Here is a 23,862-nt window from a genome sequence, read left to right on the forward strand (position 1 = left end):
GACGCGCACACGAGATGCCGGACAGGGAGTCACTTTCGTGACCGTTGCAGGACAAGGCCAAGTGCCGGTGGGACAGCTACTGGGCCAGCAACCGCGGCGACCAGCCAAGTGGCGCGCGATCACGAGATGGCGTGACTGGAGCATCGCGGGCAAGCTGGCCGCCGTCACGCTGGTCCCCATCATCATCGCGCTGGTGCTCGGTGGCATCACCATCAGCAACCAGGTGCAGCGGTCCACCGACTTCGAACGGATCGACCGCCTGGTCGTGCTCAGCAGCGACGTGCGGGGGCTCGTCGACGCGTTGCAGCAGGAGCGCACGCGCACCGCGGCCCTGCTCAGCCAGGGCACGGTCGGCAGCTCGCCCGAGCTGGACGCCGCCCGCGCCGCCACCGACACCGCGCTCAAGCCGCTGAGCACCGACACCACGCGCGTCACCCAGGTGGACAGCGCGGTATCCGCCCCCGGCGCCGCGAGCAACAACGCGCTCGCCCGGCTCGGCGAGGTGCGCCAGCAGGTCGCCGCGGGCCAGCTCGACTCCGTGCAGGCGCTCGACGCGTACTCCGCGATGACCACCGCGCTGCTGAGCCTCGACACCACGCTCGTCGCGGGCATGGGCGACCCGTCGATCAGCGGCACCGCCAACGCGCTGCACGACCTGCAGGTCGCCAAGGAGGAGGTCTCGACCTCCCAGGTGCTGGTCACCTACGGCATCGCGCGCGGCAACCTCACCCCCACCCAGCTCAACCAGCTGCGCACGGCGGAGGTCCGCCTCGCCGACCGGCTGGAGGACTTCCGCGCCGCCGCGACCGGGACGCAGGGCCAGGACTTCGACCGCACCGTCACCGGGCAGGACTTCGACACCCGCAGCCGGCTGGTCGCCAGCGTGCTGGCCGCGCAGGGCGTCACCGCGAGCGACGCGCTCGACGCGATCTCCGGTGAGCAGTGGACCGCGGTGTCCAACGCGGTCGTCGACTCGCTGCGCGCGGTCAGCACCCGCCTCGGCGACCAGGTCGCCAGCACGTCGGAAGACCTCGTCGACACCTCCGGTACCGACGCGGGCCTGCTCGCCGTGCTGCTGTTCGCCGCGCTGGTCGTCACCGCCGCGGTGGTCTTCCTGATCACCCGCCAGCTGCTGCGCTCGCTGCGGCTGCTGCGCACCAGCGCCCTCGACGTCGCCGACAAGCAGCTGCCCGCGGCGGTGCGGAACATCCAGGAGGGCCGCGAGCAGAGCGCCGAGGTCACGCCGGTTCGGGTCGGCACCGCCGACGAGATCGGCCAGGTGGCCAAGGCGTTCGACGCGGTGCACAGCCAGGCGCTGCGCCTGGCGATCGAGCAGGCCGCGATGCGGACCGGCTACTCGAGCGTGTTCGTCAACCTCTCCCGCCGCAGCCAGAGCCTCGTGCAGCGGCAGCTGCAGCTCATCGAGCGGCTGGAGCGCGACGAGGAGGACGCCGACCAGCTGGCCACCCTGTTCCAGCTCGACCACCTCGCCACCCGCATGCGGCGCAACAACGAGAACCTGATGGTCCTCTCCGGCGCGGAGCCGGGCCGCCGCTCCGGTCAGCCGATCACCATCGCCGACGTGCTGCGTGCCGCGGTGTCGGAGATCGAGCAGTACCAGCGCGTCGTGGTGCAGCCGCCGCCCGACGGCCGGATCGTCGGCTACGCGGCCAGCGACCTGATGCGCCTGATCGCGGAGCTGCTCGACAACGCCACCGCGTTCTCGGCGCCCGAGACGCAGGTGACCGTGGCGACCCGCGTGGCGGACAACGGCGCGCTGGTCGTCGACATCATGGACAAGGGCATCGGCATGAACGAGGCCGAGGTCGCCGAGGCGAACGCGCGGCTGACCGAGGCCGCGACCGTCGACCTCGCCACCTCGCGCCGCATGGGCCTGTTCGTCGTCGGGCGCCTCGCCGGGCGTCACCGCATCGGGGTCACACTGCACGGTGGCAAGGACATCGTCGGCGTGCGGGCCACCGTCACGGTGCCCGCGGACCTGGTGATGGGCCTGCCGCAGGCCGTGCCCGCGCCCGCCCCGGAGTTCCCGCAGGACCCGGCGCTGCCGCGGCGGCGCACCGTCAACGGCGCGGGCCGCGCGGGCGCGCTGACCAGCCTGGCCGGGACGGCGGGCACGCTCGGCGACGGCGCGGCCGCGCCGGAACCGTGGACGCAGAACGGGCACACCGGCCTGCTGCCACCGCGGCCGTCGGACGTCGAGGTCTCGGGCACCGCGTTGTTCAGCCCGATCCAGCCGGACGAGCAGGACGTGCCCGCGCAGCCGGAGTCGCCGGAGGACCTGCCGGGCGGCGCGCTGCCCGCGGGCAAGGCGCTGTTCGAGGCGAACACGAGCTCCGGTGCGCTGACGGAGTGGTGGAGCGCGGCGGCGGCCGAGCCCGCGCCGCCGCCCCCGCCGCCTTCGCCGCGCGAGACGACGCCGATCTTCGACGAGACGCTGTCCGCGTGGTTCCGGAGTGACCGCCCGGCGCCTGCTCCTGCGGCTGGGGCTTCGGGGAAGGCCGCGGAGGCTACTGCTTCGGCCGCGTCGCCCGCGGAAGCGGAGGAGACCGCCGAGGACACGAAGGCGAGCACCGGCTGGGACTTCGCGGTCGACGAGAACTTCCGCGCGGTGCAGGCGGTGTCGCAGGCGGAGCCGACGAGCTTCACCGAGGCCGGGCTGCCGCGGCGTCGTCGTGGCGAGCAGCTCATGCCGGGCAGCGCGACGTCGGCCGAGCCGGAGAGCACGGAGAGCGCGCCCGCGTCGTCGGTGCTGCCGACCCGCGATCCGGCCGACATCCGGGGCCGGTTGAGCAGCTTCCAGCGGGGCATCAGCCGCGCCCGGCACGCTGCCCGCGACGACAGCGCGACCCAGGCTGGTGGGCCGGAGCGGCCCGCGGGTGCCTCGGGGCTGTCCCAGGGGTCGGCGGGTGCTGGCGCTTCGGGGCTGACCCAGGGACCAGCGGGTGCCGGTGCGTCGGGCCTGCCCCAGCGCAGCCCGGCGGAGCAGTCCTGGCCGGACGCGGACCAGGCGGCCGCGGCGGAGGCGAACCCGCTGCCGCAGCGCCGTCCGGCCGGGGAGTCGCGGCGGCCGGAGGGTGGCCTGCCGCAACGCCAGCCGGGTGGAGAAGGTGCGCTACCCCGGCGCCAGCCGGGTGGGAGCGCGGCCTTCGCGTTGCCGCAGCCGAGCGGCGAAAGCCTTTTCTCGACCGGGGGGCGGGGCGGCGAGAGCACGTCCCGGCAGTCTGGCGGGGAGGATGCCTTGTCGCAGCGGCAGTCTCGTGGGGAGAGCGCCCTCTCGAAGCGGCAGCCCGGCGGGGAAGGTGCGCCGGAGCGGCAGTCTGGTGGGGAAGGCGCCCTGCCGCAGCGGCAGTCCGGTGAGGACGGTGCACGCCGGTCGGAGGGTGGGGACGGCTCGCTTTCCCAACGGCGACCGGCGGGTGAGGGCGACCTCGCGCGGCGTGGACAGGAGGCGGGAGAAAGCGCTTCCTCGGACGGCGAGCACGGCGAAGAAAGCGCTCTCCCGCGGCGGCAGCGGAGGGAAAGCGCTTTCTCGCCGGGGAACGAGGAGGAGCTGCCCCAGCGCCAGGGGGGCGAGGGTGGCCTTCCGCGCCGCAAGCCGACCGCGGGAAGCGACCTCCCGCAGCAGGGCGACGAGAGCGGTCTGCCTCGGCGGCGGGGCAGCGAGGCTGGCCTTCCGCAGCGGCAGGGTAGCGAGAGCGGCCTGGCCCAGGAGGGCGACGAGCAGGGCTTGCCCCAGCGGCAGGGCGGCGAGAGCGGTCTGCCCCAGCGGCAGGGCGCGGAAAGTGGCCTGTCCGAGCAGGGCTTGCCCCAGCGAGGCGGCGACACCGGTCTGCCTCGGCGGCGGGGCGGCGAGAGCGGCCTGCCTCAGGAGAGCACCGACACCGGCCTGCCCCAGCGGCGTGGCGGCGAGAGCGGCCTCCCGCAGCGCCAGACCGGCGCCACCGGCCTTCCGCAGCGGCAGGGCAGCGACACCGGCCTTCCGCGCCGCCAGCCGACCGGCGTCACCGGCGAGACTCCGCTGCCCCGCAGGCAGCCCCCGCCGGACCGGACCGCAACACCCGCCGCCGGAGCAGGAAACCCGCCGCGGCGGCACGTGAACGAGCCCCCTCGGCGGCTGGAGCCGCCGGAGGAGCCCGCCGAGACCTCCGGGGCCTTCCTGTGGCGCAAGCCCCAGGAGTTCCCCGAGGACAGCCAGGCCCCGCTGCCCCGACGGCAGCAGGGCGAACCCCAACCGGAGGCCGTCGGCGCGGAGCCGGCTTGGTCCTTCGCCACCGACGAGAGCTGGCGGACCGTGGAAGCGGTTTCCCAGTCCGCTCCGGTGAGCTACACGGCGGCCGGGCTCCCGCGCCGCCGGCGTGGCGAGCAGCTGCTCCCGGGCAGTGCGTCTTCCGCGGGGGTGCCGGGTGCCCGCACCCAGCGCGACCCGCAGGATGTGCGCGGCAGGCTGAACAGTTTCCAGCAAGGTGTCCGGCGTGGACGGCACCGCACGGCTCAGCCCGCCGAGTCTGATCACGAAACGATGGAGGGTGAATGACCTCGCCGCAGCCACAACACAACCAGTTCGGATGGCTGGTCAACGACTTCGCCGAGCGCGTCCCCGGTGTCGCGCACGCCGTGGTCGTGTCGGCCGACGGGCTGCTGCTGACCGCGTCGAACCGCTTGCCCCTCGACCGTGCCGACCAGCTCGCCGCGGTCGCCTCCGGCCTCGTCAGCCTCACGCAGGGGGCGGCGCGCTGCTTCGAAGCCGGAGCGGTCAACGAGACCGTGGTGGAGATGGAGCTCGGCATCATGGTGCTGATGTCCATCAGCGACGGGTCGTGCCTGGCCGTGCTCGCGGCACCCAACTGCGACATCGGTCAGGTGGCCTACGAGATGACCATGCTGGTCGACCGCGTCGGCCAGATCCTGACCCCGGAACTGCGCGCCCAGCTGCAGGGTTCCGGGGGTGCCCTGATCGGCGAACCGGTGGGATGATGCCGCGATGACCCCTCCTGCCGAGGACGACGACGCGACCTTCGCGGACGTCCTCAACGGCTTCACCTTGGATTCCGGCCGCGCGCGCCGGAAGCGCAGGAAGGCCAAGGAGTCCGAAGCCGAGGCGCCGGCCGCGCAGCAGGACGAGCCGGCGCCCGGTCCGGCCCAGGCGCAGCCGCACGAGCCGTCCCAGTACCCCTCACCCGTGCCGCGGACGGGGTACTTCGAGCCCGAGCAGGGGTCGGGTTACTTCCAACCGGCCCGGGGCACGGACTTCGGCACCGGCTACTTCGAGCCCGCCGTGTCCGGCAGCGTCGTGCCGGAGCGCCCCGAGCCAGGGCCCGTCGAGGACGAGACCGCGGCCGTGCGCCCGTACGCTCTGACGGGTGGCCGCACACGGGCCAGTTACGCACTGGAGCTGGAGACCCTCGTCTCCGTGAAGAACACCGTCGCCGCCCGCCTGGACGCGGGGCTCGCGATGCAGTTCGAGCACCGTCAGATAGTGGAAGAATGCCGGACGCCACGTTCGGTCGCGGAGATCGCGGCGCTGCTGCGGGTTCCCGTCGGCGTGGCCCGGGTGCTCATCAGTGACACGGCCGACGCCGGCTTGATCACCGTGCACAAGACCGTGTCCGGCAGTGACAACGCCGAGGCGCATCTCAATTTGATGGAAAGGGTGTTGAGTGGACTCCGTCGGCTTTAAGGCACCGCGGCCTGCCGCGCCGCAGACCATGACCTCGGCCAAGATCGTGGTCGCCGGTGGCTTCGGCGCCGGCAAGACCACCTTCGTCGGGTCGGTGTCGGAGATCGTGCCTCTCACCACCGAGGCGATGATGACCGACGCCAGCCGTGGCATCGACAACCTCGACAACACCCCGAACAAGGCCACCACCACGGTGGCCATGGACTTCGGCCGGGTGTCGCTGGACGAGGACCTGATCCTGTACCTGTTCGGGACGCCGGGCCAGCAGCGGTTCTGGTTCATGTGGGACGACCTCGTGCGCGGGGCGATCGGTGCCGTCGTGCTCGCGGACACCCGCCGGCTCGCGGACTCGTTCGCGCCCGTCGACTTCTTCGAGGACCGCAGGCTGCCGTACATCATTGGCGTGAACACGTTCGACGGGGTGCTCAGCCACGACCTCAACGACGTGCGCGAGGCGCTGGCGGTGGACTCGAGCGTGCCGATCGTGCGCTGCGACGCCCGGGACCGCGAGTCGACCAAGCAGACGCTGATCACGCTGGTCGAGTACGCCATGCGCCAGTGGATCCAGCTGCGGGCGGCCAACGCCCGCTGACGGGTGCCCCGTGGTCCACGTCACGTCGACGCTCGGGTTTAAAACAGTAGGAAGTCCGAGTATTTTAGGGGTATGAACGCGCCCCTGTACAAAGCTGTGCACCCGGTCCGGTTCGTGACGGCGTCGAGCCTGTTCGACGGGCACGACGCGTCCATCAACATCATGCGCCGCATCCTGCAGTCGCAGGGCGCGGAGGTCGTGCACCTCGGCCACAACCGGTCGGTGGACGAGGTCGTGACGGCCGTCATCGCCGAGGACGCCCAGGGCGTGGCGATCAGCGCCTACCAGGGCGGCCACGTCGAGTACTTCTCGTACCTGGTCGAGCTGCTGTGTGAGCGCGGCGCCGGGCACGTGCGCGTGTACGGCGGCGGGGGCGGCGTCATCGTGCGCGACGAGATCGAGCTGCTGCACTCGCGGGGCGTCGCGCGCATCTTCTCCCCGGACGACGGCCTGGAGCTGGGCCTGCCCGGGATGATCAACCTGATGATCCGCGAGTGCGACGTCGACCTGGCGCGGCAGCAGGCCGGCTCGGTGGACGAACTGCTCTCCGGCGATGTCCGCACGCTCGCCAGGGCCATCACGCAGCTGCAGGCGGGCGCGCTGCCCGAAGACTGGCGGAACGCGATCGCCGACGCGGCGAAGTCCCGCACGGTTCCGGTCCTGGGCATCACGGGCACCGGTGGCTCGGGCAAGTCGTCGCTGACGGACGAGCTGATCCGCCGGTTCCGGCTGGACCAGCAGGACAAGCTGCGCATCGCGGTGCTCGCGGTGGACCCGACGCGGCGGCGGGGCGGCGGCGCGCTGCTCGGCGACCGCATCCGGATGAACTCCCTCGGTTCGGCGGTGTACTTCCGTTCGCTGGCCACGCGCGGCTCCACCGGCGAGATTCCCGAGGGGCTCGACGACGCGATCCTCGCGTGCAAGGCGGCCGGCTACGACCTGGTGATCGTGGAGACGCCGGGCATCGGGCAGGGCGACGCGGGCATCGTCGACCACGTCGACCACTCGCTGTACGTGATGACGCCGGAGTTCGGCGCGGCCTCGCAGCTGGAGAAGATCGACATGCTCGACTTCGCCGACGCGGTGGCCATCAACAAGTTCGAGCGCCGGGGCGCCGAGGACGCGCGCCGCGACGTGGCGCGCCAGCTGGTGCGCAACCGCGAGGAGTTCGGCGCCTCGCCGGACGACATGCCGGTGTTCGGGACCAGCGCGGCGAAGTTCAACGACGACGGCGTGACCGCGCTCTACCAGTTCCTGCGGGACCTGTTGGCGGGCAAGGGCCTTCCGGTCACGGCGGGCACGCTGCCGCACGTCGAGGGCAAGGTGTCCAGCGGCGCGAGCACGATCATCCCGACCTCGCGCACGCGTTACCTCGCGGAGATCGCGGACACGGTCCGGAGCTACCACCGGCACACGCAAGAGCAGGTCGAGGCGGTCCGCGAGCGTGACCAGCTGGCCGCGGCGAAGGCGGCGTTGGAGCGCGTGAACGCCGACACGACGGCGATTTCCGAACTGCTCGACGAGGCGGAGTCGCGTGTGGACGGTGAGACGCGACGGCTGCTGGAGCACTGGCAGGAGCTGGCGGAGTCCTACCGCGGCGAGGAGCTCGTGTTTAAGGTGCGCGACAAGGAGCTGCGCACCCAGCTGTGGCGGGAAACCCTGTCCGGCAACCGAATTCCGCGCGTGGCGCTGCCGCGGTACGGTGAGAACGGCGAGCTGCTGTCGTTCCTGCGCCGCGAGCACCTGCCGGGCTACTTCCCTTACACCGCAGGGGTTTTCCCGTTCAAGCGGGAGGGTGAGGACCCGGCGCGGATGTTCGCGGGCGAGGGCGACGCGTTCCGCACCAACCGGCGGTTCAAGTACCTGTCGGCGGAGTCCGAGGCGAAGCGGCTGTCCACCGCGTTCGACTCGGTCACCCTCTACGGACACGACCCGGACACGCGGCCGGACATCTACGGCAAGGTCGGCACCTCCGGCGTGTCGATCGCGTCGCTGGACGACATGAAGGCGCTCTACGACGGGTTCGACCTGACCGCGCCGAACACGTCCGTCTCCATGACCATCAACGGCCCCGCGCCGACCATCCTCGCGTTCTTCCTCAACACCGCGATCGACCAGCGGGTGGACGCCTTCCGCGCCGAGCACGGCCGCGAGCCGACGCCGGAGGAGTTCGCCGAGCTGCGCGAGTGGACGCTGCACCAGGTGCGCGGCACGGTGCAGGCCGACATCCTCAAGGAGGACCAGGGGCAGAACACCTGCATCTTCTCCACCGAGTTCTCGCTGCGGATGATGGCCGACATCCAGGAGTGGTTCATCGAGCACGGGGTGCGCAACTTCTACTCGGTCTCGATCTCCGGCTACCACATCGCCGAGGCCGGGGCGAACCCGATCTCGCAGCTGGCGTTCACGCTGGCCAACGGGTTCACCTACGTCGAGTCGTACCTCGCGCGCGGGATGCACATCGACGACTTCGCGCCGAACCTGTCGTTCTTCTTCTCCAACGGGATGGACGCGGAGTACTCGGTGCTGGGCCGGGTGGCGCGGCGCATCTGGGCGACGGCGATGCGGGAGCGCTACGGCGCGAACGAGCGCTCGCAGAAACTCAAGTACCACGTGCAGACCTCGGGCCGCTCGCTGCATGCGCAGGAGATGAGCTTCAACGACATCCGCACCACGCTGCAGGCGCTGTGTGCGCTCTACGACAACGCGAACTCCTTGCACACCAACGCTTTCGACGAGGCGATCACCACGCCGACGGAGAACTCGGTGCGCCGCGCGATGGCGATCCAGATGATCATCAACAAGGAGTGGGGCCTGTCGAAGAACGAGAACCCGCTGCAGGGCTCGTTCGTCATCGACGAGCTGACCGACCTGGTCGAGGAGGCCGTGCTCACGGAGTTCGACCGGATCTCCGAGCGCGGCGGCGTGCTGGGCGCAATGGAGACGGGCTACCAGCGCGGCCGGATCCAGGACGAGTCGATGCTGTACGAGCGGCTCAAGCACGACGGCACGCTGCCGATCGTCGGGGTCAACACGTTCCGCAACCCGCATCCGGAGGAGGACGAGGTCGAGGTCGAGCTCGCGCGGGCCACGGAGGAGGAGAAGCAGTCGCAGCTGCGGCGCGTCGAGGACTTCCAGAAGCGCCACCGCGCGGAGGCCGAGCAGGCGCTGAAGGCGTTGCGGGAGGCGGCGACCAGCGGGGAGAACGTGTTCGGAGTGCTGATGGACGCGGCACGCGTGTGCACGCTCGGGCAGATCACCGACGCGTTCTTCGAGGTGGGCGGCCAGTACCGGCGCAACGTGTAGCCCGGTGGGAGGGGGCGCGCACCCTGCGCCCCCTCCCGCCCTGCCGCCTCAACCGAGGGGCTGCGGTTTTCCCCCGTCGAGCAGGCCGTAGGGCAGGATGCTGTCCGGGGTTCCGGTGATGGCTCCGGCCGGGTTGTTCATCAACCCGGTGACGAAGTTCGCACCACTGCCGTTGGGTGAGGGCAGCAGGAAGCTCAGCGTGCCTGCCCCACCGGCCAGGCTGTTGACCAGGTCACCGACGCCGCCCAGCCCAGCGGGGTTTTCGGCGCGCGGCCCCGGGTCGGTGACGCGCGTGCCGCTGTCGGCGGCGAAAGCGGGGGCGGACGTGGCCGCGGCCAGTCCCGCGGCGAGCACGGCGGCGCCTGCCCACCGGCTGATCTTCGGCATTTTCCGGTTCTCCTCAGTGTCAGTGTCGGTGTTGCTGGGGCTTCAATCGTTGTGCCGCCTGCTGAAACGGACCACTCGAAACGGCCTCCCGCACCCGATCGGGCGGTGCGGGCGGGAATACGCGGCGGAACCGGGGAGTTGCGCGCAGGTATGGAGTACGGCATCGCGACGTTCGTGACCGACGAGACCATCCAGCCGGCCCCGCTGGCGCGTGCCCTGGAGGAACGCGGCTTCGACTCGGTGTTCCTCGCCGAGCACTCGCACATCCCGGTCAGCCGGGAAACCCCGTACGAGGGCGGCGGCGAGCTGCCCCGCCAGTACTACCGCACGCTGGACCCGTTCGTGGCGCTGGCCGCGATGGCGCCGGTCACCGAGCGCCTGCTGCTGGCCACCGGGGTGGCGCTGCAGATCCAGCGCGACGTGATCCACACCGCGAAGGAGGTCGCGAGCCTCGACCTGATCTCCGGCGGCCGCGTGCTGTTCGGCGTGGGCGTGGGCTGGAACCGCGAGGAGATGCGCAACCACGGCACCGACCCGCGCACGCGTGGCGCGCTGCTGAACGAGCAGATCGAGGCGCTCAAGGCGATCTGGACACAGGACCAGGCGACATACTCCGGTGAACACATCTCGTTCGACCCGATCTTCTCCTGGCCCAAGCCGGTGCAGAAGCCGCACCCGCCGGTCTACGTCGGCGGGGAGAGCCCCAAGGCGCTGGACCGGCTGCTCAAGCACGGCGACGCCTGGCTGCTGCGTGGCTGGACCGACCCCGCCGAGGTCAAGCGGGTCCGGTCGTGGCTCGCCGACAACGGCAGGCCGGATGTGCCGTTCACCGTCTTCGCCGCCGATCCGGACAGGGCCAAGGTCGAGCAGTACGCCGAGGCCGGCGTGGAGCGGGTCACGTTCCTGCTGCCGAGCCTGCCCGAGGCCGGGACGCTCGCCAAGCTCGACGAGTTCGCGGCGCTGCGGTGAAGCTGGGCATCAGCACCTTCGTCACCGACGAGAGCATGTCCGCGGCCGCGCTGGCGCGGGCGGCCGAGGAGCGCGGGTTCGACGCGTTGTTCCTCGCCGAGCACTCGCACATCCCGGTCAGCCGCGAGACGCCGTACCCGCTCGGCAGCGAGCTGCCCCGGCAGTACTTCCGCGCCGCGGACCCGTTCGTGGCGCTGGCCGCGGCCGCGTCGGTGACCACCACGCTGCGTCTGGGCACGGGCGTGAGCCTGCTGGTCCAGCGTGACGTGATCCACACCGCGAAGGCCGTCGCGAGCCTGGACCTCGTGTCCGGCGGGCGGGTGATCTACGGCGTCGGCGTGGGCTGGAACCGTGAGGAGATGCGCAACCACGGCACCGACCCGCGTACCCGCGGGCGGCTGCTCGACGAGCGCATCGAAGCCCTGCGCGCGATCTGGAAGAACGACGAGGCGAGCTACTCCGGGCAGTACGTCCGCTTCGACCCGATCTTCTCCTGGCCCAAGCCTTCGCCGCTCCCACCGGTCTACATCGGAGGCAACAGCGAGGCCGCCGCGGACCGCGCCCGGCGGCTCGGCGACGGCTGGCTGCCCAACGCCGTGCGCGATCCCGCGCAGGTTCCCGCCCAGCTCGCTCTGGTGGCGGACACTGGGTTGCCGGTGACCGCGACTTCGGCGCCGCCGGACGAGCGGTTGCTCGCCGCCTACGCCGAGGCGGGCGCCGAGCGCGTCACCTTCTCGGTGGCGCCGGCACCGGAAGCGGACACGCTGCGCAGGCTCGACGAGCTCGCGCCGCTGCTCCGGAAAGTGGGTAGGTTGGGCACATCCGCAGTCAGAAAGGTTGATGAGGCGTGAGTGACGTTCAGATCGGCATCGCGGCGGCGCTGGAGCAGTTCTCGCCGCGCGAGTCCATCGAGCTGGCCGCGCTGGCCGAGCAGCACGGGTTCTCCGGGCAGATGGCCGCCGACCACTTCCAGCCGTGGGTGCCGCAGCAGGGGCAGGCGTCGTTCGTGTGGAGCGTGCTCGCCTCGCTCGCCGAGAACACCACCGGTGACCTCGGTCCCGGTGTGACGTGCCCGTCGTTCCGGCTGCACCCGGCGATGGTCGCGCAGGCCGCCGCCACGCTCGAAGCCACGTACCCCGGCCGCACGTGGCTGGGCATCGGCTCCGGCGAGGCGCTCAACGAGCACATCATCGGCGGCTACTGGCCGGAGGCGCCGGAGCGCGTGCGCCGCATGTTCGAGGCGCTGGAGATCATCCGCAAGCTGTTCACCGGCAAGGACGTCAAGCACTCCGGCGAGTTCTTCAAGCTGCACACCACGCGGCTGTGGACGCTGCCGGACACCCCGCCGCCGGTGTACATCGCCTCCGCGGGCCCGTACACCTCACGCAAGACCGGCGAGCTGGCCGACGGGCTCATCACGCCCGGCGCCTCGATCGACAAGCTGGCCGGCATCCTCGACAACTTCGGCCAGGGCGCGCGCAAGGCGGGCAAGGACCCCGACACCATGCCGAAGCTGCTGCAGGTGCACCTGTCGTGGGCGCCCACCGACGAGGAGGCGCTGGCCAACGCGATGGACCAGTGGCCCAACGGCGGGATGAAGTTCCCGAAGGCCGACGTGCGCTCCCCGTTCGACTTCGCGCAGATGGCGAAGCTGGTGCGCGAGGAGGACTTCGAGGGCCGCATGGTCATCTCGTCCGACCCCGACGTGCACCGCGCCTCGCTGCAGAAGTACGTCGACGCCGGGTTCAACCGGATCTACGTGCACAACGTGGGCCGCAACCAGAAGGAGTGGATCGAGGTCTTCGGCCGCGAAGTGCTGCCGAAGCTCAAGGGCTGACCACGGACGCGAGCTGGGCGGTGCCGTTCGTGAGGGCTCTGCCCAGCGCGCGGTAGTAGCCCAGCGGCGCCGAGGTCAGCACCACCACGACGTAGCGGGAGTCCTGCCCGACCAGCCCGGTGGTGTTGTAGTAGGCCGTCGAGCCGCTGCTGCCCCAGCCCTGCTTGATCGCCCACGTGGTGCCGGGCAGGCCGTCGGGGATGCCGAAGTACTGGTCGGTGCCGTCCGCGCCGTCGCGTGACGCGTGGTACAGCGCGTCGTAGATCAGGTCGTGCGCGGCGGCCGGGACGTCGTCGGCGAGGTACCGGTAGACGGTGACGAGGTCGGCGGCGGTCACCTTCGTGTCGCCCCACTCACCGGCCGTCGCGGGCGAGCTCGTGCTGGTCAGGCCCATCAGCTCCACGTCACGCGTGATGATCGCGGACCCGCCGTCGCCGACCCAGAACGAGCTGGCGATGGCGTCGTCGCTGGCCGAGAGCATCCGGGTGATCCGGTTCCGCGTCGCGGTGTCGGGCAGGGCCCAGTCGTTCCGCGCGAGCAGGTCGATGGCGATCAGCAGCTTGACCACGGACATGCTGGAGAACGTGGCGTCGGCGTTCAGGCTGGTCACCGTGGTGCCCGTGGCCCGGTCGAACACCTCCAGGCCGACCTTCGCGCCGGGCACCGACCGCCGGACGGCCTGCTGGACGCGTTCGGCGAGCGCCGCCGACTCCGCGGGCGAGAGGGCCGGGGTGGGCGTGGGTGTCGGCGTCGACTGGGTCTTCAGCGCCGGGGCGGTGGTTTCCGTGGTGGGTTCGGCCGTGGTCACCTGTGCGCTCGCCGCCGCCACCTGAGCCGGGTCGTGCACGACCGAGACCACCAGCATGACGGCGGCGCCGACGGCGACCGCTCCGAGGACGGCCCGGGCGGCCGCTGCGCGTTTCACACCCGGTCAAACTCGTCACCCGATCGGCTTGTTGCCGCTTCCCGGAGATACAAACGCAATGCTCAGGGGACTGACAGCGCGCACACAGGCAAGATCACCTTCCGCGCGCGGATGATCACTGCGCGGCGGGACGGTCCAGCAACAGGTGCACCGACAGCTCCAGCCGCGCGGCGACGTCGGCCGCCGAAGCGCGCCGGGTGACCCAGGCGACGAGGTTCGCCATCCACACGTCGGCGATGAGGTGGAAGACCGCCCTGTCGTGCTCCGTCGGGTCCTCGATCCGCATCGCCTTGGCGAACATGTCCTCCATGAGCCTGCCGACCTGCTCGACCTCGGCCGCGGCGGTGGTGTCGGCGAACATGAACGCGCGCACCATCGCCTCGGTCAGGTGCGGGTCGCGCTGCATCATCCGCGTGTTGCGGTTGAGCACGAACACGAGCCGCTCACCCGGGGTCTCGCCGGGGATGGCGCTGCGCTCCAGCTTCTCCTTGGCGCGCTCGAACTCCCGGGACAGTCCCGACACCAGCAGGTGGATCTTCGACGGGAAGTACCGGTACAGCGTGCCCAGCGCGACGTCGGCCTTGTCGGCGACCGCGCGCATCTGCACCGCGTCGTAGCCGCCCTTGGAGGCCAGCGCCAGCGTGGCGTCGATGATGCGCCGGCGCCGGTCCCGCTGCGCGGCGGAACCCAGCTCGTCGCCCAGCCCGTTCCTGGTCTGGGATGTCCTCGTCCTACCGGCCATCGACCTCTACTCCGAAACTTGTTCCACTGTCTGCGCACAGCTTACCTAACGGACCTTCTTCGAAAAAACTGAAACACGTTCTATAGTTGGTTCATGGCCATCGCGGTAACGGCGGAGCAACGGGCGTGGGCGGAGTCGGTCGGCAGCGGTGCGGTCGGCGAGCTGTGCTCGGTGGCGCTGCCCGAGGAGCTGGGCGGAGCGGGCGGCACGGTGACCGACCTCGCGGTGGGGCTCGAAGCCGCGGCCGCCGCGCTGGCGCCCGGACCGCTGTTCGGGACCGTCCTCGCCGGACTGGTCCTGGCCCGCGAACCGGACTCGACGCCGGCGAAGGAGCTGGTCCCGGCGCTCGCGGACGGCAGCGCGCGGGCGGCTGTCGCGTTCGGACCGGGTTCGGTCATCGCGACGCCGACCGAGGACGGGTTCCGGGTGTGCGGCCGGACGGACCCGGTGCTGGACGCGGATTCCGCGGCACACCTCGTCCTGGCGGCGGACTCCGCGGGCGAGACGGTCTGGTTCGTCCTGCCGCCGCGGTCGGTCGAGACGGCCGAGGGGTTCGACCTGACCCGCGAGGTCGGATTCCTGGTGCTGGACGAGGAAGTGCCACGCTCGGCGGTGCTGGCCGGCCCGCCGGTCGCGGAGCTGGCCGCGACGCTCGCCGCGGCCGAGGCGGCCGGTATCGCGGGCTGGTGCGTGCGGACAGCGAGCGAGTACGCGAAGGTGCGTGAGCAGTTCGGCAAGCCCATCGGCTCGTTCCAGGCGGTCAAGCACCTGTGTGCGGAGATGCTGTGCCGCGCGGAGCTCGCCGCGGCGCTGGCGTGGGACGCGGCCGAGGCCGGCGGGGCGCATCCGCTCGCGTCGGCGGTCGCGGCCGCGGGTGCGCTGGACGCCGCGGTCGACAACGCGAAGGACTGCATCCAGGTCCTCGGCGGCATCGGCTTCACGTGGGAGCACGACGCGCACCGGTACCTGCGGCGCGCGGTCACGCTGCGGCAGCTGCTCGGTGGCTCCGGGCGGTGGCGCCGCCGTGCCGCGGAGCTGGCGCTCGCCGGTGAGCGGCGGGAGCTGGGGCTGGTCGTGGACTCGGATCCCGTTGTGCGGGAAGAGGTCGCGAAGATCGTGGCTTCGCCCGAACGGCTGGCCGAAAGCGGTTACCTGATGCCGCACTGGCCGCGGCCGTACGGGCTCGGCGCGGATCCTGCGCGGCAGCTGGTGATCGACGCCGAACTGCGCCGGGCCGGGGTCCGGCGCCCGGACCTGGTGATCGGCGCGTGGGCGGTGCCCACGATCCTCGAACACGGCACCGACGAGCAACGCGCACGGTTCGCCGGGCCGACGTTGCGGGGCGAGATCACGTGGTGCCAGCTGTTCTCCGAACCCGAGGCGGGTTCGGACCTCGCGTCGTTGCGCACCAAAGCGACCAAAGTGGACGGTGGCTGGCGGCTGTCCGGGCAGAAGGTGTGGACCTCGCTGGCCCACGAGGCGGACTGGGCGATCTGCCTCGCCCGGACCGACCCGGAAGCGCCGAAGCACCGCGGGATCACGTATTTCCTTGTCGACATGACGTCTCCGGGGATCGAGATCCGGCCGTTGCGGGAGATCACCGGGGACGTGATGTTCAACGAGGTGTTCCTCGACGACGTGTTCGTGCCCGACTCCGACGTCGTCGGCGAGGTGCACGGCGGCTGGCGCCTGGCTCGGACGACGCTCGCCAACGAGCGGGTGGCGATGGGCAGCGGCACCTCGGTCGGCGAGGCGGTGGAGGAGTTGCTGTCCGCGGTGAGCTCGCCGGACGCCGCCGGGCTGGAACGGCTGGGCGCGCTGGTGGTCGAGGGCACGGCCTGTTCGCTGCTCGACCTGCGGGCCACACTCCGGCGGCTCGCGGGACAGGACCCGGGCGCGGAGTCGAGCGTGCGCAAGCTCGTCGGCGTGCGGCACCGGCAGGCCGTCGCCGAGGCGGCACTGGACCTGCGCGGCCCGGCGGGTGCCGTGGACGCGGCGGCGCAGCACGAGTTCCTGCTGACGCGGTGCCTGAGCATCGCGGGCGGCACCACGCAGGTGCTGCTCACCGTGGCGGCGGAGCGGCTGCTCGGACTGCCTCGCTGAAAACTGTCGGTGGTCCCGCCTAGGGTGGGGCCCGTGCAGCTCACCTCGGACACCAGGGCGGTCTTCGTGCCCTCGGACCCGCCGCGCGACGGCGTGCTCGCGCTGTGGGGGGATGACGCCGGACCCGTGCCGGTGGAGTTCGTGCTGCCCAGGGGAAGGGCGTTCGAGCGGACCAAAGTGGACGCTCATGTGCTGCCGCTGGCCGAGGCGATCCCGCTGTTGTTGTCGGCGCCCGAACCGGTCGCACCCGGCGTCGCGGCGTTGTCGGAGGCGGTGCGGGCCGCGCTCACCCTCGTCGACTCCGGGCGGTTGTCCCCCGGTGGCGTGCTCGACCGTGAAGACGAGGCGCTGCTGCGGGATCTCGCGGCCGCGTTGCCGCCCGAGGCGCACGCGTTGCCGTTGTCGGGGTTGAAAAAGGTCCGCCTGCACTCGCCGGAGACGCTGGTCCGCGCGCTGTGGGACGCGACGGCCGAGGTGCTCGCGCAGCCGGCTGCCCAGTTGCAGCTGCGCATCGAGGTGCGTGAGGAGTCCTTCGTTGCCGTCGTGGCGTGGCGCAGTGCGGCCGATCCGAGCCTGGTCCTCGACGCGGCGGACCTGGCGGAGGCGCCGGAGGTGGTGCTGGCCCGGTTCGGTGACCTGTCTCTTGCCCTGCGGCGAGCGGCCCGGGCGTGGCCGCCGCTGGGCCGGGCGTCCGACGAGGTGGTGCTGACCGACGACGAGGTGCTGGAGCTGCTCGACACGGGCGGGCCGCCCGGGGTGGAAGTGCTGTGGCCGCGCGGGATGTTCGCCGAGGACGTGCGGGTCACTGCGAGCGTCACGCTCGGTGGTGAGCCGGGTGCCTTCCGGCTGACGGATCTGCTCCGGTTCCGCTGGCAGCTCAGCGTCGAGGGGGAGACACTGACCGACGCGGAGGTCACGGTGCTGGCCGAGGCCAAGCGGCCACTGGTCCGGTTGCGGGGCCGGTGGGTGCGTGCCGACGGGTTCGCGCGGTTGCGCCGTCCACTTCGGACGGTTCGGGCCGCGGAAGCGCTGGCCGCGGCGTTGACCGGGACGCTGGAGGTCGAGGGCGAGGAGCTGGACTTCGCGCCGCCGCCGGTGTTGTCGGGGTTGCTGGAGCGGATTCGCGAGAGCCCGTCCACGCGGGTCGAGGTGCCTGCCGATTTGAAGGCGACGTTGCGGCCGTACCAGCGTGCCGGGCTGGCGTGGCTCGCGCGGATGACGGAGCTCGGTCTCGGCGGCGTCCTCGCCGACGACATGGGGCTGGGCAAGACGATCCAGCTCATCGCGCTGCACCTGCACCGGCGTGCGCTCGCCGCGGGGCCGACGCTCGTGCTGTGCCCGGCTTCGCTGCTGGGCAACTGGGAACGCGAGTTCGGGCGGTTCGCGCCGTCGGTCCCGGTGCGCCGGTTCCACGGCGGCAGGCGGCATCTCGACGAGGTGGGGCCGGACGAGGTGGTGCTCGCGACGTACGGGGTGCTCAGGCGGGATCGGGAGGCGCTGGCGGAGGTGGGCTGGGGGCTGGTCGCGGCGGACGAGGCGCAGCACGTGAAGAACCCGCTTTCGGTGACGGCGAAGGAACTCCGGCGGATTCCCGCGGCCGCTCGCGTGGCACTCACCGGTACGCCGATGGAGAACAGGCTCACCGAGCTCTGGTCCATTGTGGACTGGACGACGCCGGGGCTGCTCGGTTCGCTGGAGCACTTCCGCCGCACGGTCGCGCGGGCCGTCGAACGTCACCGGGACAGGGAGAGCACCGAACGGCTGGCGGCCACCGTGCGCCCGTTCCTGTTGCGGCGGCGGAAGAGTGATCCGGACATCGCGCCGGAGCTGCCGGGCAAGACCGAGACCGACCGGTTCGTGCCGTTGACCGCCGAGCAGGCCACGCTGTACGAGGCGGTGGTGCGGGAGAACCTGGCGGTGATCCGCGAGTCGCGGGGCGTGCAGCGGCGGGGGCAGGTGCTGAAGCTGCTCACGGAGCTCAAGCAGATCTGCAACCACCCGGCGCAGTACCTGAAGCAGAGCGGGCCGCTGGCGGGCCGGTCCGGGAAGCTCGCGGCGTTCGAGGAGCTGCTCGACGTGATCCTCGACGAGGGCGAGAGCGTGCTGGTGTTCAGCCAGTACGTGCAGCTGGGGAAGTTGTTGCTGGCGCGACTGGCCGAGCGGGGGTTGCCTTCGGAGCTGCTGTCGGGCTCGACACCGGTGAGCCACCGGGACGAGTTGGTGCGCCGGTTCCAGGCCGGGGACATCCCGGTGTTCGTGCTGTCGCTCAAGGCGGGTGGCGTGGGCCTCAACCTCACCCGGGCGACGCACGTGATCCACTACGACCGCTGGTGGAACCCGGCGGTGGAGGACCAGGCGACCGACAGGGCGTACCGGATCGGCCAGACCCACCCCGTGCAGGTGCACAGGCTGATCGCGGAGGGCACGCTGGAGGAGCGCATCGCCACGCTGCTGGCGACGAAACGCACCCTGGCGGACGCCGTGGTGGGCGCGGGGGAGGACTGGCTGACAGAGCTGTCGGACGAACAACTGGCCGACCTGGTGCGGTTGGGAGGCCGATAGAGCGGAAGCGATAACGGCCCCACCTCCGCCGCCCGGTGCCCGCTGCCCGCATCGCGGTGCGCGGCGTCCGGCACCGTCCCGCCGCTCGTCCGCCACCACGTGCTTGGCCTCCGCCGCCCGGCCTGTGGCACCGGCCGCCAGCTACCCGCCACCGGCCGCCAGCCACGGGGCATCCGGCAGGTGCCCTCCACCCGCCGCCCGTAACGACCGGCGCCTGCCGTCCCAACCACCCCCGCCCCGAGACCACCCCGCCCCACCTCCTCAAAACGGGACCGACCGCTGGCCAGTGTCACCCAGCGCAGGTCTGTGACTCCTCCATCGCGAACGTCACCCCGACCGGCCCCAGCCGCTGTCCTTCACGCCTCCGAAGGGCATTTGCGGCTCGTGATTGATGGGCTGGTCGTTGACGTGCACGATGCCCGCCTCCAGCCGGTCCGCCAGCGCCAGCCGCGCTCCGGGTCGCCCGTCAGCACGCCCGCCGTCAGCCCGTACCGCGAGTCGTTCGCCTGCCGGACCGCCTCGTCGTCGTCCACCGCCGCCGCGAGCACCACCGGGCCGAACGTCTCGTGCCGCGCCAACTCCGCCGACTCCGGCACGTCCACCAACACCGTCGCCGGATAACACCGGCCCCGCGCCCGGCCCCCGGCGAGCACCCGCGCGCCATCGGCCACCGGTGAGGTTGATTCCGCCGGCGCCGGCGGAAGCGGGAAGGTGTTGAAGATTTCGCAGTTCTCCGCCTTGAACCGGGCGATTTGTGCCGAGTAGGCGACGGCTGCCCCTCCTTGGCGCCGCGGCCGAAGTACCAGGTCTCCCAAGGGTGTTGGTCGACCTGCGGGGCATACCGGCGGCTTCGCACGCGTCGGAGGCGGGGTTGACCGTCTCCGGGGTCGAGGTCGCGAGCAGCAGGTCCACGCCGTTGCTGTTGATCAGGTCGTTGGTCACCTGGGCGCTGCGCTGCCGTCCGACTCGCCGAACGCCGCGGTGGATCCCGTGCGCGGGCTGACGAACCCGATGGTGATCTTGTCGCCGCTGCCGGAGGAACTGCCGAGACCACCGGAACAGGAGGCGGCGAGCGGACCGGAGACGGCGAGCCCGGCGGTGCCGAGCAGGCACGACCTTCGGTTCGAGGGCGTGGGAGAGCGCACCGCGACACCTCCGTCGTCGCAGGTCACCGGGAGGTCGCGAAGCATTGCACCGCGGGTCGGGACTGTCAATACTGCGGTTCGACCATGCGGAACCCGTGATCTGCTCGATGCCGGAATGGGGGCGCCGATGCCCGTCGAGGACCAGAGTCACCGGAGCCAGTCCCAGTCCCTCGAACGGGGACTCGCCATCCTGGCGTGTTTCGGCGAGTCCCGGCCCGTGCTCGGCGCGATCGAACTGGCGCGGCTGGCCGGGCTGAACAAGAGCACCGCGCACCGCTACCTGACGACGTTGACGAATCTCGGGTACCTGCAACAGGAACCGGGCAGCCGCAAGTACCGGCTCGGCCCGCGCGTGGTCGACCTCGGGTTCGCGGCGCTGAACTCCATGGAGATCACCAAGGTCGCGGGACCACACCTGCAAGCGCTTTCCAACGAGACCGGGTACGCCGTCAGCATGGCGATCCTCGACGGCACGGAAGTCCTCTACATCCAGCGGTGCCGCAGCACCCGGGAGGGCCGGTGCGGCATCGACCTGAACCTGCACGTAGGTTCGCGCCTGCCCGCGTACTGCACCGCGATGGGCAAGGTGCTGCTGGCCTACCGCAAGGCCGACGAGCTGCGCGCGCTGCTCGACCGCATCGACCTCGCCCGCCGCGGCCCCAACACGATGACCGCGCGCGAGGCTCTCCTCATCGCGCTCGGGCAGGTGCGCGCGACCGGGCTCGCGGTCAACGACGAGGAGCTCGCCGCCGGCCTGCGTTCGCTCGCGGTACCGGTCCGCGACGGCTTCGGGCAGGTGCTCGCCGCCGTGAACGTCGCGGTGCACCTGTCGATCTGGCACGCGTCCATGGAGTCCATCCAGCGCCGCCTGGAACACCCGTTGCGGCACACCGCCGACCAGATCAGCAAGCGGATGGGTTATCCGGCCAGCGACCGCAGATAGGCCCACTCCAGGAAACGCTCCACCCCGCGGACGACGTGCGCGCTGCGGATCGACGGGAAGACGTCGAAAGCGTGTTGCGCGCCGGAGATCTCCGCGTACGCCACCGGGTTCGGCGACGCCTCCCGCAGTCGCCGGACGAACTCGCGGGCCTCGGCGACCGGCACCATCGTGTCGCGCTCGCCGTGGATGACGAAGAACGGCGGCGCCTTGTCGTTGATGCGGTCAAGCGGGGAGGCGGCGATGTAGTCGTCCAGGAACTGCACCGGGTCCTTGCCGACGACGTAGCGCGCGAGCAATGTCTTGAGCCGGTACTCGCTGGCGCTGGCCCCGCTGGTGGCCGCGAAGTCGTACACGCCGTAGTGCGGGGCGCACGCCTGGATCGTCGTGTCCGCGTCCTCGAAGCCGGGTTGCAACGAGGGGTCGTTCGGCGTCAACGCGAGCAGCGCCGCGAGGTGCCCGCCCGCGGACCCGCCGGTGGCGGCGAGGAACGCCGGGTCGCCGCCGTAGCCGTCGATGTGCTCGCGGACCCACGCCACGGCGCGCTTGACCGCGACGATGTGGTCCGGCCAGCGCGCCTTGGGGGACAGCGGGTAGTTGACCGCCACGCACACCCAGCCGCGCTGCGCCATGTGCTGCATGAGCGGGATGCCCTGGTGGTCCTTGCTGTCGACCATCCACGCCCCGCCGTGGATCTGCAGCAGCACCGGCCTGCCCTGGACGAGCTCGCGGGGGCGGTAGATGTCGAGCAGGAAACGCCTGCCGCCGGGTGCGTACGCCACGTTCCGGTCGCGGCGGACCTCCGGGTTGTGCATCCGGAACGGCAGCACGAGCTGACCCCACGGCGTCGCGAGGTCCTTCGGGTCCGGCGGCCTGCGCAGGTCCTTCAGGTACTGCTCGCCCAGCGCCTCGGCGAGCGCGTGCTCGATCTCGCCGCGGGCGCGCTGCGAGTCGGCGATGAGCGCGCCGAGCCCGGCCATCGAGGCGAGCGAGAGGGCGAGCCCGACGCGGTCCGGCCGCGTGCGGGTGCCGTGGCGCGCCAGGTGCGCGGCGGTGTCGGCGGCCGTGAGGGCGAGCAGGTGCGGCGCCAGCTCGCCCGTGAGCCAGCCGGCGAAGAACGCGGGGATCGCGGCCCGTTCACCCGGCAGCGGGCGGAGCGCGTTCGCGGTGAGGGCGAGCTGGATCGCCCTTCGGGTGAGGAAACGCGGTCGCATGAGGTGGATCTTATTCGGTCGACCTACGATGAGCAGGTGCAACCGCTCAGTGGCCTGGACGCCAGTTTTCTGTACCTGGAAACACCTTCGCAGGTCCTGCACATCTGCGGCCTGCTCACGCTGGACGGCTCCACCATGCCCGGCGGATATCGCTTCTCCGTGTTCCGGGAGAAGCTCGCCGAGCGGGTCGCCGACATTCCGGAATTCCGCCGGAAACTGCACAATTCGCCGCTGAACTTCCTGCACCCGGTGTGGGTCGAGGACGAGACGTTCGACATCGACCGGCACCTGCACCGGGTCGCGGTGCCCAGCCCCGGCGACCGCGAGACGCTCGCGGAGCTGTGCGCGCATTTCGCCGGGCAGTCGCTGGACCGCGGCCGCCCGCTGTGGGAGATGTACGTCATCGAAGGGCTGCCGGAGGACGGCGTCGCGGTGCTGCTGAAGATGCACCACGCGATGGTCGACGGCGTGAGCGGGGCGAACCTCATCGCGTACCTGTGCGGGCTCGAACCGGATTCGCTGCTGCCACTGCCGGAGCGGGAGGAGAACCTGGCGCCGCCGAGCCACCTCGACCTGCTGCGCTCCAGCGTGTCGTCGCTGGCCCGCCGTCCCGTCGAGGTCGCGAAGTTGCTGCCGGACCTGCTGGAGATGGCGCCGCGCTGGCTCGGCCGCGCACTCAAGGGCACCGGGATGCCGGTGCCGTTCACCGCGCCACGCACGTCGTTCAACAGCACCATCACGGGCCTGCGCACGGTCGCGTACACGAGCCTGGAGCTGGACGAGGTCAAGGCGGTGAAGAACGCGTTCGGGGTCACGGTCAACGACGTGGTGCTCGCGCTGTGCGCCGGGGCGCTGCGGCGGTACCTGGACACGCGCGGGGAGCTGCCGGACGAACCGCTGGTGGCGACGGTGCCGGTGTCGGTGTCCGACCGCGTGGAGAACGAGGAGGGCAGCAACCAGGTCTCGGCGTTCTTCGCGTCGCTGCCCACGCAGCTGGCCGACCCCGCGGCGCGGGTGTACGCGATCGCGGAGAGCAACCGTGTCGCGAAGGAGCACCACTTCAGCATCAAGCCCGACATGCTGCAGGACTGGGCGCAGTTCGCGGCGCCGCGGCTGTTCGGGTGGGCGGTGCGGGCGTACTCGGCGTTGCGGCTCGCGGAGAAGCACCCGGTGGTGCACAACCTGGTGGTCTCCAACGTGCCGGGGCCGCCGACGCCGCTGTACCTGCTGGGCGCGAAGGTCACCGGGCTGTACCCGCTCGGCCCGGTGTTCCACGGCGCGGGCCTCAACATCACGGTGCTGTCGAACGCCGGGCGCGTCGACGTCGGGCTGCTCGGCGCACGAGAACTCGTTCCAGAGTTGTGGTCGCTCGCCGACGCGCTGTCGGACGAGCTGAAAGATCTGTTGGAGGCTGCTCGCGGCCTTGCCTGATCACGGCTCCT

General features: G+C 71.5%; 17 protein-coding genes and 1 pseudogene. 12 read left to right on the plus strand and 6 right to left on the minus strand.

Features of this window, described 5'->3' with window-relative positions; all coding sequences use genetic code 11:
• Window positions 1–37: 37 nt before the first annotated feature.
• The 5 genes from FHX82_RS23280 to icmF all read left to right on the plus strand — a co-directional run bounded on the left by FHX82_RS23280 (window position 38) and on the right by icmF (window position 9,596).
• Window positions 38–4,555 (plus strand): sensor histidine kinase, encoded by a 4,518-nt coding sequence (locus FHX82_RS23280; protein WP_229881440.1) that lies wholly within the window; start codon window positions 38–40, stop codon window positions 4,553–4,555.
• The gene (locus tag FHX82_RS23285; RefSeq protein WP_145938345.1) at window positions 4,552–4,995 is read left to right on the plus strand and encodes a roadblock/LC7 domain-containing protein; all 444 of its coding nucleotides are present in this window, start codon (window positions 4,552–4,554) and stop codon (window positions 4,993–4,995) included. Before FHX82_RS23280 ends, FHX82_RS23285 begins: the two co-directional genes overlap by 4 nt.
• 7 nt (window positions 4,996–5,002) lie before the next feature.
• Entirely contained in the window at window positions 5,003–5,698 is a 696-nt protein-coding gene (locus FHX82_RS23290) for a DUF742 domain-containing protein (RefSeq protein ID WP_145938344.1), read from the plus strand.
• Window positions 5,679–6,290: a GTP-binding protein gene (locus tag FHX82_RS23295; RefSeq protein WP_183176781.1), complete on the plus strand. Its 612-nt coding sequence runs from the start codon at window positions 5,679–5,681 to the stop codon at window positions 6,288–6,290. Before FHX82_RS23290 ends, FHX82_RS23295 begins: the two co-directional genes overlap by 20 nt.
• Window positions 6,291–6,362: 72 nt before the next feature.
• Complete coding sequence (icmF, locus tag FHX82_RS23300) at window positions 6,363–9,596, plus strand: fused isobutyryl-CoA mutase/GTPase IcmF (protein WP_145938343.1); 3,234 nt, start codon at window positions 6,363–6,365, stop codon at window positions 9,594–9,596.
• 48 nt (window positions 9,597–9,644) lie between these two features.
• On the opposite strand, the gene FHX82_RS23305 is transcribed toward icmF, so the two are convergent.
• On the minus strand, window positions 9,645–9,983 hold the full coding sequence (locus tag FHX82_RS23305; RefSeq protein ID WP_145938342.1) for a hypothetical protein: 339 nt from the start codon (window positions 9,981–9,983) through the stop codon (window positions 9,645–9,647).
• Between the two features lie 150 nt (window positions 9,984–10,133).
• Between FHX82_RS23305 and FHX82_RS23310 the strand changes: the two genes are divergently transcribed.
• Genes FHX82_RS23310 through FHX82_RS23320 form a run of 3 tightly spaced genes read left to right on the plus strand, consistent with a single transcriptional unit; the run spans window position 10,134 to window position 12,789 of the window.
• A complete protein-coding gene (locus FHX82_RS23310; protein ID WP_145938341.1) occupies window positions 10,134–10,952 on the plus strand; it encodes an LLM class F420-dependent oxidoreductase in 819 nt (272 codons plus the stop codon).
• The gene (locus FHX82_RS23315; protein WP_145938340.1) at window positions 10,949–11,803 is read left to right on the plus strand and encodes an LLM class F420-dependent oxidoreductase; all 855 of its coding nucleotides are present in this window, start codon (window positions 10,949–10,951) and stop codon (window positions 11,801–11,803) included. Before FHX82_RS23310 ends, FHX82_RS23315 begins: the two co-directional genes overlap by 4 nt.
• Window positions 11,800–12,789 (plus strand): TIGR03557 family F420-dependent LLM class oxidoreductase, encoded by a 990-nt coding sequence (locus FHX82_RS23320; RefSeq protein ID WP_145938339.1) that lies wholly within the window; start codon window positions 11,800–11,802, stop codon window positions 12,787–12,789. The genes FHX82_RS23315 and FHX82_RS23320 overlap by 4 nt, the downstream gene beginning before the upstream one ends.
• On the opposite strand, the gene FHX82_RS23325 is transcribed toward FHX82_RS23320, so the two are convergent.
• Window positions 12,779–13,714 (minus strand): serine hydrolase, encoded by a 936-nt coding sequence (locus FHX82_RS23325; RefSeq protein ID WP_229881443.1) that lies wholly within the window; start codon window positions 13,712–13,714, stop codon window positions 12,779–12,781. The two genes, FHX82_RS23320 and FHX82_RS23325, sit on opposite strands and share 11 nt — an antisense overlap.
• A 115-nt stretch (window positions 13,715–13,829) precedes the next feature.
• The gene (gene kstR / locus FHX82_RS23330) at window positions 13,830–14,456 is read right to left on the minus strand and encodes a cholesterol catabolism transcriptional regulator KstR (protein WP_145938338.1); all 627 of its coding nucleotides are present in this window, start codon (window positions 14,454–14,456) and stop codon (window positions 13,830–13,832) included.
• A gap of 93 nt (window positions 14,457–14,549) precedes the next feature.
• On the opposite strand from kstR, the gene FHX82_RS23335 reads away from it, so the two are divergent.
• The gene (locus tag FHX82_RS23335) at window positions 14,550–16,559 is read left to right on the plus strand and encodes an acyl-CoA dehydrogenase family protein (protein ID WP_145938337.1); all 2,010 of its coding nucleotides are present in this window, start codon (window positions 14,550–14,552) and stop codon (window positions 16,557–16,559) included.
• 33 nt (window positions 16,560–16,592) lie between these two features.
• Complete coding sequence (locus tag FHX82_RS23340; RefSeq protein WP_373308687.1) at window positions 16,593–19,121, plus strand: DEAD/DEAH box helicase; 2,529 nt, start codon at window positions 16,593–16,595, stop codon at window positions 19,119–19,121.
• Window positions 19,122–19,448: 327 nt separating this feature from the next.
• On the opposite strand, the pseudogene FHX82_RS23345 reads toward FHX82_RS23340, so the two are convergent.
• Together FHX82_RS23345 and FHX82_RS23350 are read right to left on the minus strand one after the other, a co-directional pair.
• A pseudogene (locus tag FHX82_RS23345) lies at window positions 19,449–19,792 on the minus strand (aldehyde dehydrogenase family protein).
• Between the two features lie 267 nt (window positions 19,793–20,059).
• The gene (locus FHX82_RS23350) at window positions 20,060–20,266 is read right to left on the minus strand and encodes a hypothetical protein (RefSeq protein ID WP_145939287.1); all 207 of its coding nucleotides are present in this window, start codon (window positions 20,264–20,266) and stop codon (window positions 20,060–20,062) included.
• Between the two features lie 127 nt (window positions 20,267–20,393).
• On the opposite strand from FHX82_RS23350, the gene FHX82_RS23355 reads away from it, so the two are divergent.
• On the plus strand, window positions 20,394–21,209 hold the full coding sequence (locus FHX82_RS23355) for an IclR family transcriptional regulator (RefSeq protein ID WP_145939286.1): 816 nt from the start codon (window positions 20,394–20,396) through the stop codon (window positions 21,207–21,209).
• On the opposite strand, the gene FHX82_RS23360 is transcribed toward FHX82_RS23355, so the two are convergent.
• On the minus strand, window positions 21,185–22,420 hold the full coding sequence (locus tag FHX82_RS23360) for an alpha/beta hydrolase (RefSeq protein ID WP_145939285.1): 1,236 nt from the start codon (window positions 22,418–22,420) through the stop codon (window positions 21,185–21,187). The genes FHX82_RS23355 and FHX82_RS23360 overlap by 25 nt on opposite strands.
• A gap of 36 nt (window positions 22,421–22,456) precedes the next feature.
• Here FHX82_RS23360 and FHX82_RS23365 point away from each other — a divergent pair, with 36 nt between their 5' ends.
• The gene (locus FHX82_RS23365) at window positions 22,457–23,851 is read left to right on the plus strand and encodes a WS/DGAT/MGAT family O-acyltransferase (protein ID WP_145939284.1); all 1,395 of its coding nucleotides are present in this window, start codon (window positions 22,457–22,459) and stop codon (window positions 23,849–23,851) included.
• The last annotated feature ends 11 nt before the right edge of the window (window positions 23,852–23,862 follow it).

The sequence above is a fragment of the Amycolatopsis bartoniae genome (assembly GCF_014191255.1).
Classification (GTDB): domain Bacteria; phylum Actinomycetota; class Actinomycetes; order Mycobacteriales; family Pseudonocardiaceae; genus Amycolatopsis_E; species Amycolatopsis_E bartoniae.